At 64.5% G+C, this 8307-nt stretch carries 2 protein-coding genes; one reads left to right on the top strand and one right to left on the bottom strand.

The genetic code is table 11. The features are described from left to right. Positions 1 to 4247 (bottom strand): ELWxxDGT repeat protein (locus tag BW970_RS20660; RefSeq protein ID WP_076534656.1); only part of this gene is annotated, 4247 nt, incomplete at its 3' end. A gap of 485 nt (positions 4248 to 4732) precedes the next feature. Between BW970_RS20660 and BW970_RS19865 the strand changes: the two genes are divergently transcribed. Further along, positions 4733 to 8307: M10 family metallopeptidase C-terminal domain-containing protein (locus tag BW970_RS19865; RefSeq protein WP_144039037.1), on the top strand; the 3575-nt coding region annotated here is incomplete at its 3' end.

Below are 8307 nucleotides of genomic sequence, written 5' to 3'. Positions count from 1 at the left end.
CCGCCGTTCATCAGATCGGCGCCGGCGCCGCCGTTCAGCGTGTCATTGCCGGGGCCACCGTTCAGCGTGTCGTTGCCGACCCCGCCGTTCAGCAGGTCATCCCCCGCGCCACCGTTCAGCACGTCGTTGCCGCCCCAGCCGTTCAGGGTATCGCTGCCTGCCGCCCCGGTGATCACGTTGTCCAGGGTGTTGCCCCCCAGCGCCTGACCCGCGCCGGACTGGCCGGTCAGGTTCTCGACATGGGCAAGGGTGCCCAGCGAGTAGCTCGACAGCACGGTCAGCACCGTGTCGGTGCCGCCGCCGGCCAGTTCGACCACCACATCCCCGGCATTGTCGACGACATAGGTATCGTCGCCAGCCCCGCCGACCATGCTGTCGATCCCGGCCCCGCCATTCAGCGTGTCATTCCCGGCCCCGCCGATCAGCGTGTCATTGCCGCCCCAGCCGCTCAGCAGGTCGTTCCCGGCGCCGCCGAGGATGCGGTTGGCGCGGGCATCGCCTGCCACGGTTTCCGGAGAGACATCCCCGATGGTGACATTGAAGACCTTGTCAAAGGTCAAGGCGCCATCGCTGACCCGTACGGTGATGGCATGGGTCGTGTTCTGTTCGAAGTCCAGCAGCAAGCCATCTGCCACCGTCACCTGCCCGGTCGTGGCATTGATCTGGAAGCGGCCGCCCGCCGTGTTGGTCAGCGTATAGGAGAAGGTGGCCGAATCCACATCCACGCCCAGCAGCGTTCCGATCATGGTGCCGTTGGCACTGTTTTCGTTGACGCTCAGCGCGCCGCCGCCCGAGATGACGATGTCATGCGGGGCATCGTTGACCGACGTGGTGATCACACTGGTGGTGCCGTCGGTCGCGCTGGCGCCTGCGCTGTCGGTGACAGTGACGGTGAATGTCGTGGTTTCCGTCGCCCCGGCCAGCACGCGGTTCTCGGTCGGGTCGAACACCAGCCCGCGCAGCGCCAGGGTGGCCTCGGGCGCGGTGCCCGCAAAGGTGTAAACCCCGCCGCCGCTGGCGACAAAGCCGGTGGCAAGCAGCGAGGCGGCGGTGAAGGTTCCCTTGGCGGCACTGTCCAGCGCGACGGTGACGGTCAATGTCTGGAACGCCCGGTCCAGATCGTTGATGGTCGCGCCGGCAAAGGGCAGGGCGGTCGCCTTGTCATTGGCCAGTTGCCCGGCCTGGGTGCCATCGATTTCCGGGGCAACGTTCGGCAAGACGACAAAGGTGGTGGGGTCCGACCCTTCGGCGGTGAGCGTGTCGGTCACTTGCACGGTGCCCGCCGTGGTCCCGTCTGTCACCCAAAGCTCTGTGCCTTCGACAGGATCGTAGCCATCGAAATACAGCAGCCCGTTCAGCACCCGCGGCGCGCTGAACCCCTGCGTCTCGACCAGGATCGAAGTGCCGCCGGTCGTGCCGTCGGTCTTCATCACGACATAGGCGCCCGCCGTGTTGTCATAGGACAGGTAATACAGCGCGTCGTTATAGACGATCCGGGCGCCCTGGAAGGTATTCTCTGTCAGCAGCACCGGCGCGGTGGCGGGATTTCCATCCTCGGCGATCAACTGATAGATGCCGTTCACCGTGTCATAGACCTCCAGGATGAGCTGGCCGCCAACCACCTCGGCAGAGCCGACAGAGTAGATCGCATAATCGACCGGGCTCACATCCTGGGTGCCTGCGGCGGTTCCGTCGGTGCTCCACAGGCGGTATTCGCCCAGGCTGCCGTCATAGCCGATGAGGAACAGCTGCGATCCGGCGTCGTAGACCTGATAGGTCGAGTCCAGCGGCAGGCCGGTCAGCGTATGGGTGCCCGCCACGGTGCCGTCGGTCGAGGTCATGCTGTAGGCGCCGGTGTCGTAGTCATAGGACACATGGAACGACCGGCCGATGGCGGTGAAGGACGCCGCCACATACGCGCCGCTGCCGCCCGATTGCAGATCGGCCAGCAGGACGGTGCCCGCCGCGGTTCCGTCCGAGACCCACAAGCCGAGGCCGACCGCCGGCGTGGTGGCGGTGAAGACCACGCTGTTGCCAATCGCCACCATGTCGGTCGGCGACGACGAATTGCCGCCCGTGAACAGATCCACCACCTGGCCGGTGCCGGAGACTGTCCCGTCGGTCACCCACAATTCATATCCGTCATTGCTGTCATAGCCGGTGAAGAACATCCGGTTTCCGGCGACGGTCGCCTCGCTGAAACCGTCTGTCTCGCCAAGCGAAAAGGTGCCCGCAAGCGTTCCATCCGTCCGGCCCAGCACATAGCTGCTCAGATCGGTGTCATAGAACCAGTAGAGGGCGGCGCCATCGAACAGGACGAACTCCGACAGGAGCGAGCCCGAGGTCAGCCAGACCGGCAGGGTCGAGGCATCGCCATCCTCGGCGATCAGCCCGTAAACCCCCAGATCGGCATCATAGACCCCCAAGAGCGCGACCCCGTTCACCGCCGCCATCTGGCTGTTCCAGGCCTGGTAGCCGCCCGAGACATCCTGCGTGCCGGCCGCAGTCCCGTCCGAGGCCCAGAGCCGGTAATACGGGGTGCTGCTGTCATACAGGATGAAGAAGGCATGGGTTGCCGTTGCAACAGGCGTGCCCGAGAGAGAGACGCTGCCTGCCCCCTGCTCGATGTCCGCCAGTTGCATTGTGCCCGCGGCGGTCCCGTCCGATACCCACAGCTCCGTTCCGCTTTGCGGGGTATTGCCCAGGAAGATCACCTTATCATCGAGCTCGATGAAATTCGAGGCGCTAAAGCTGGGGTGCTTTGCCTGCAACGCGTTGATATCGCGCACCATCTGGGTGCCCGCGACGGTCCCGTCAGAGAAATACAGCTCGCGGCCATCAAGCGGGCTGTCGGCCGCGAACAGCACACCGCCCGCATAGGCGGTGAGGCTGCCGATATTGGACGAACTGCTTCCGGGGGCGATGTCGGCCAGCATAAGGGTGCCGGCGACGGTGCCGTCGGACACCCACAATTCATAGCCGCTGGTATTGCCATAGGCCTGGGCCACGAAGAACAGCTTGCCGCCGGATTCCACCGCATGGGACCAGTCCACATTCCACAGATCCGTCACCATCAAGGTGCCGGCGGCGGTGCCGTCGGTTGCGAACAGGCCATAGCTGGCTGCGGTGTAATCATAGCCATAGAAGAACAGCATGTCCCCGGCCACACGGTAGTCGCCGGATTGTGACAGGCCGGTGGCGATGACGGCCGTACCCGCGGGTGTGCCGTCGCTGGCGACGATTTCATACTCGAAGGTCATCGTATTGTAGACCATGACGAACGCCGTATCGCCCAGCATCATGATCTGGTTCTGCACGGATTGCGACGACGAGGTCAGACGCTGGGTTCCCGCGACGGTGCCATCCGTCATGTAGAGGACGAGCCCCGTGCCGTCGAAGGCACGGAAGAACACCCCTGCCGCCGAGGCGCGCAGATCCGTGACGGACGAGCCGCCGGTCGGGTTGATGTCGGTCAGCATGAGGGTGCCGGCCGCCGTCCCGTCCGAAACCCACAGTTCCGCGCCATCGGTGCCGTTGTCGGCGGTGAAATACAGCTTGTCGCCGATCACCTGCAGGGCGCCGATACCGTCATCTCCCGACGGGTTGATCTCCAGCACCTGCTGGGTACCGGCGGCCGTGCCATCCGACACCCAGAGCCGGTATTCGAAATCGGTGTTGTCATAGACCATAAAGGCCACGCCGTCGCCGAAGGCGATCAGCGAGGTGATGCTGCTGCTGGTCGATCCGGGGGTGATGTCCGCCACCATCACCGTTCCGGCCGCCGTGCCGTCGGAGACCCACAATTCATACCCGGCCGCCGCGCTGTAGCCGGTGAAGAAGATCAGCCCGCCCGCGACGACCGGCGTGCCGAAATCGCCGGTGTTTTTCAGAAAGACCGTTCCGGCCGCCGTGCCGTCGGTGATGTGCAGCCCGTATCCATAGACCGGATCGTAGGCCGCAAAGACCAGAGAACCGTCATAGACGACCGGCGTACCGGAATATTGCACCGTCGAGATGGCGACGGTCCCCGCCTCGGTCCCGTCGGTCGTCCACAGTTGCCAGCCGTTCACATCGTCATAGGCCGAGAACAGATACTGCGCCCCCACGAGCCCGTGAAACACGATCGAGGAGGATCCTGCGCCGGGATTGATGTCCTTCAGCAGAAAGGTGCCCTCGGGCGTTCCGTTGGTGATCCACAACTCGTCACCATGCAGTCCGTCGTTGGCGATGAAAATCCTGACCGACATTGTCTGTTCTCCGAAGTGATTTGTATGGAATGGGCTTGGCGAAGCCTGTCCTGCGCATCGCTGGCTGTCAACGTGCGCCGACAGGGTTGTTTCCGAAAATCAAACCATTGTCCGGAGTCACCGCTATGGAAACGGTACCGGGTCCATGCTACTGTGTTAACCTGGAATTGTTTTAATGTGTATTGACGGCGGCAGACGCTCCGCCGTGGCGGGTTAGAGGTATGGATATCCGGGCGTATCCCGGCAGTGGTCCTTGTAGTATCATGCCCCATGGCAACGGCCGATGATCATGGTTGTGGCCAGCAGGCATTCGGAAGGTTTTACCGGCACCGCCGCCGGATCGTGGTCTCTGGCCGTCGCCCCATGCGGGGCTGGCGCCGGGACCGGGGGCGCCCTGCGCCCCGATTGGATGTCCGGCCCTGCAAAGGGTCATGTTTTAGGCTGCGATGAAGTCATCGTCAGATGATTTCCTGGAGGATCGGCACATGGGTTATTTCAAGAATCTCGACACGAGCGCCTTCGAGGACGAGGACCGTCTGAGACGCGCCCTGGAAAGCTACAAGACCGCAGGGGTCGAGATCCCCGATGCCGAGGCAGAGGATGCCGCGGCCTTGCGTCCCGCGCCCGAAGGATCGGGCGATGGCGGGGCCCAGCAGACCCGTGCCGCGCCCCCCGCCAAAGAGACCGCGCCCGACCTGGCCGCCGAGGACGGATCCCCCCGCAAGGCCGACAGCGCCAGGGCCGAGGCCGCCGATGAGCCGGTCGCAGAGACCGGCGGGCCGGTCGTGTCCTACGAGGCGCCGTCCGACTCCGGGGCCACCCGGACCGAGGCTGCCGAAGGGGCCGCTGCCGCGGTGGCCGCCGCTGCGGCCATCGTCGCCTCTGTCGCCGCCGTCGAGGGCCATCCGCAGGCCGACGGCATGGCCGCCAGCCCGGCGGGCGCCGCGATCGACTGGGCCTCGGCCAAGACCACGCTGGTGCTGGCCGACAACAGCATGGGCTATCAGCCACAGGACGGCTCGGCCTGCCCCTGCCCGATGTGCTCCATGATCGGCGACGAGGCCGGAGAGGCCGGGTTCGGGGCCGGCAATGGCGGCGACCTGTCCGCCCCCGCAGCACCTGTCTCGCTGAATGTGCTGGGCACCTATCTGAACGAACGCGGCACCGGCAGCGGGGGCAACGATTTCTGGGACGAATTCTACGGCACCTCGACCAATTCTCCCTTCTTCAACCTGACCAATGCGGGCACCAATGCCAAGAACGGCGTGCTGCATTACAATGTCACCAGCTTTCCGGGCACCGATGCCAACGGGGTGACGGCCGGGCGGGCCGAGATGATCCGCCATGCGCTGAATGTCTACGAGGACATCCTGGGCATCAACTTTGTCGAAACCACCTCGACCGACACTTCGGTGGTCGACATCTTCTTCGGCGACTGGTCGGCAGGTCGGGCCTTTGCCAACTTCAACCGCGCGGCGGATGGCTCGATTTCCTATTCCTGGATCAACATCGACAACAACTGGGATTCCGGCAATACGGCCATCGGCACCTATGCCTTCCAGACCGCGCTGCACGAGATCGGCCATGTGCTGGGTCTGGGCCACCAGGGCCTGTACAATGCCGGATCGGGATCGCCCACCTACAACGATGCCTATTGGCAGAACGACACCTGGCAACAGACCATGATGTCATACTGGAGCCAGAACAACTTCAACGGCCAGTCCTATGCCCGGCTGATCGGGCCGATGGCGGTCGACTGGCTGGTGCTGGACCGCATCTACGGCCCGCAGGGCTATGGCATCTCCAATGGCACCACCACGGGCAACACCACCTGGGGCTTCAACGGCACCTGGTACATGTCCAGCGGCGAGCCGCTGTTCGGCTATGCCAACTCGGCCTATGCCTCGATCTCGACCCTGCTGTCGGGCAATGCGGTCAGCATCGTCGATGGCGGCGGGATCGACACGCTCGACCTGTCGGGCTTTTCCAACAACACGCTGATCGACGTCACCATCGCCTCGGCCGCATCCACCACCGGCACGATTTCCAACGTGGCCGGGCTGACCGGCAACCTGACCCTGGCGGTCGGTACGGTCATCGAGAATGTGGTCGGCGGGTCGGGCAACGAACGCATCGTCGGCAATACCGCCAACAACGTGTTGAATGGCAATGCCGGCAATGACAGCATCTTTGGCGGGTCGGGCAACGACAGCCTGATCGGCGGCTTGGGCAACGATTCGCTCGAAGGTGGCCTTGGCATCGACACGCTGCGCGGCGGCGACGGCAACGACATTCTGCACCCCGGAGCGTCGCTGGCTGCCGACGAGATCTATGATGGCGGCGTGGGCGAGGATACGCTGAACTTCGCCAACTTCGGCAGCAGCTATACCGTGAACCTTGGCGCCGGCACCTTTGCCCTTGGCGCCACCTCGACCACGCTGGTCTCGATCGAACATGTCTGGGCCGGTACCGGCAACGACACGATCATCGGCTCGTCGAGCAACAACGATCTCTATGGCGGCAACGGCAATGACAGCCTGGTCGGCATGGGCGGGCTTGACCGGCTGTATGGCGGGATCGGCGATGACACGCTGCGGGCCGGCAGTTCGCTGACCACAGGCGAGGTCTATCATGGCGGTGGCGGCACCGACACGCTGGACTTCACCGATTTCGGCCTCAACTATCTGGTCAACCTCGACACGGGGGTGTTCTCCCAGGGCGCCACGACAACCTCGCTCGTCTCGATCGAGCGGGTGACGGCGGGGTCCGGCAATGACACGGTCATCGGGTCGGTGTTCGGCGATACGCTCTATGGCGGTAGCGGCAACGATTCCATGGATGGCGGCACCGGCGACGACAGCCTCTATGGCGATGCCGGAAACGATACGCTGATCGGCGGCACCGGCAATGACGGGCTCTATGGCGGGCTGGGCGACGACAGCCTGGATGGCGGATCGGGGATCGACTCGCTCTATGGCGGCGATGGCAATGACACCCTCACCCCCGGTGCAGGCGGCATCAGCCTGGGCGACCACTTTGACGGCGGGGCGGGGATCGACCTGCTGGAGTTCAGCACCTATTCCAACAACTACCGCGTCGATCTGGCCGCAGGCGAGTTTGACACCACGCTCGGCGGCTTCCTGTCGACCCTTACCGGCATCGAGAATGTCAGCGCCGGAAACGGTAATGACAGCCTGACCGGCGATGCCGGCAACAACGTGCTGAATGGCGGCGGCGGCAACGACACGATCCATGGCGGTGGCGGCAGTGACACGCTGGAAGGCGGCGCGGGCAACGACACGCTCTATGGCGGCAGCGGCACCGATTCGCTTTACGGCGGTGACGGCAACGACATGATGATCCTGCTGTCGGGCGACGGCACCGATCATTTCTATGGCGGCGCCGGTGTCGATACCGTCGATGTCTCGAACGTCTCGTCGATTTACTCGCTGATCTTCAACCTTGGCGCCGGCACGATGGAATGGGCCGGCTACGCAGGCACCTTCGATGTGATCGACGTCGAGCATATCGTCTCCGCCGGAGGGAACGACACGATCGGGGGATCGGCCGCGAACAACATGCTCAGCGGCGGTGACGGGGATGACCTGCTGAACGGCTGGGGCGGCAATGACACGCTGATCGGCGGGGCGGGCAACGACACGCTGAATGGTGGCGTCGGGATCGACAGCATGGCTGGCGGCACCGGCGACGATACCTATATCGTCGACAATGCCGGGGATGTGGTGGTCGAATGGATTGGCGGCGGCACCGACACGGTACTGACCGCGCTGTCGAGCTACTCGCTGGGTACCCTTGCCAATGTCGAGAACCTGACCGGCCAGTCCGGCGCAGGTCAGGCGCTGGGGGGCAACGCCCTGGACAATGTGATCACCGGGGCGGCAGGCAGCGATACCCTGAACGGCTGGGGCGGCAACGACGTGCTGAACGGCGGGGCCGGGGATGATCTGCTGAACGGCGGGGTCGGCAACGACACGCTGAACGGTGGCCCCGGCAATGACACGCTGAACGGCGGCGCCGGCGCCGATCTGATGAACGGCGG

It is taken from the genome of Gemmobacter megaterium, from assembly GCF_900156815.1.
Taxonomy (GTDB): domain Bacteria; phylum Pseudomonadota; class Alphaproteobacteria; order Rhodobacterales; family Rhodobacteraceae; genus Wagnerdoeblera; species Wagnerdoeblera megaterium.
This window is presented reverse-complemented; position numbering and strand designations above follow the sequence as displayed.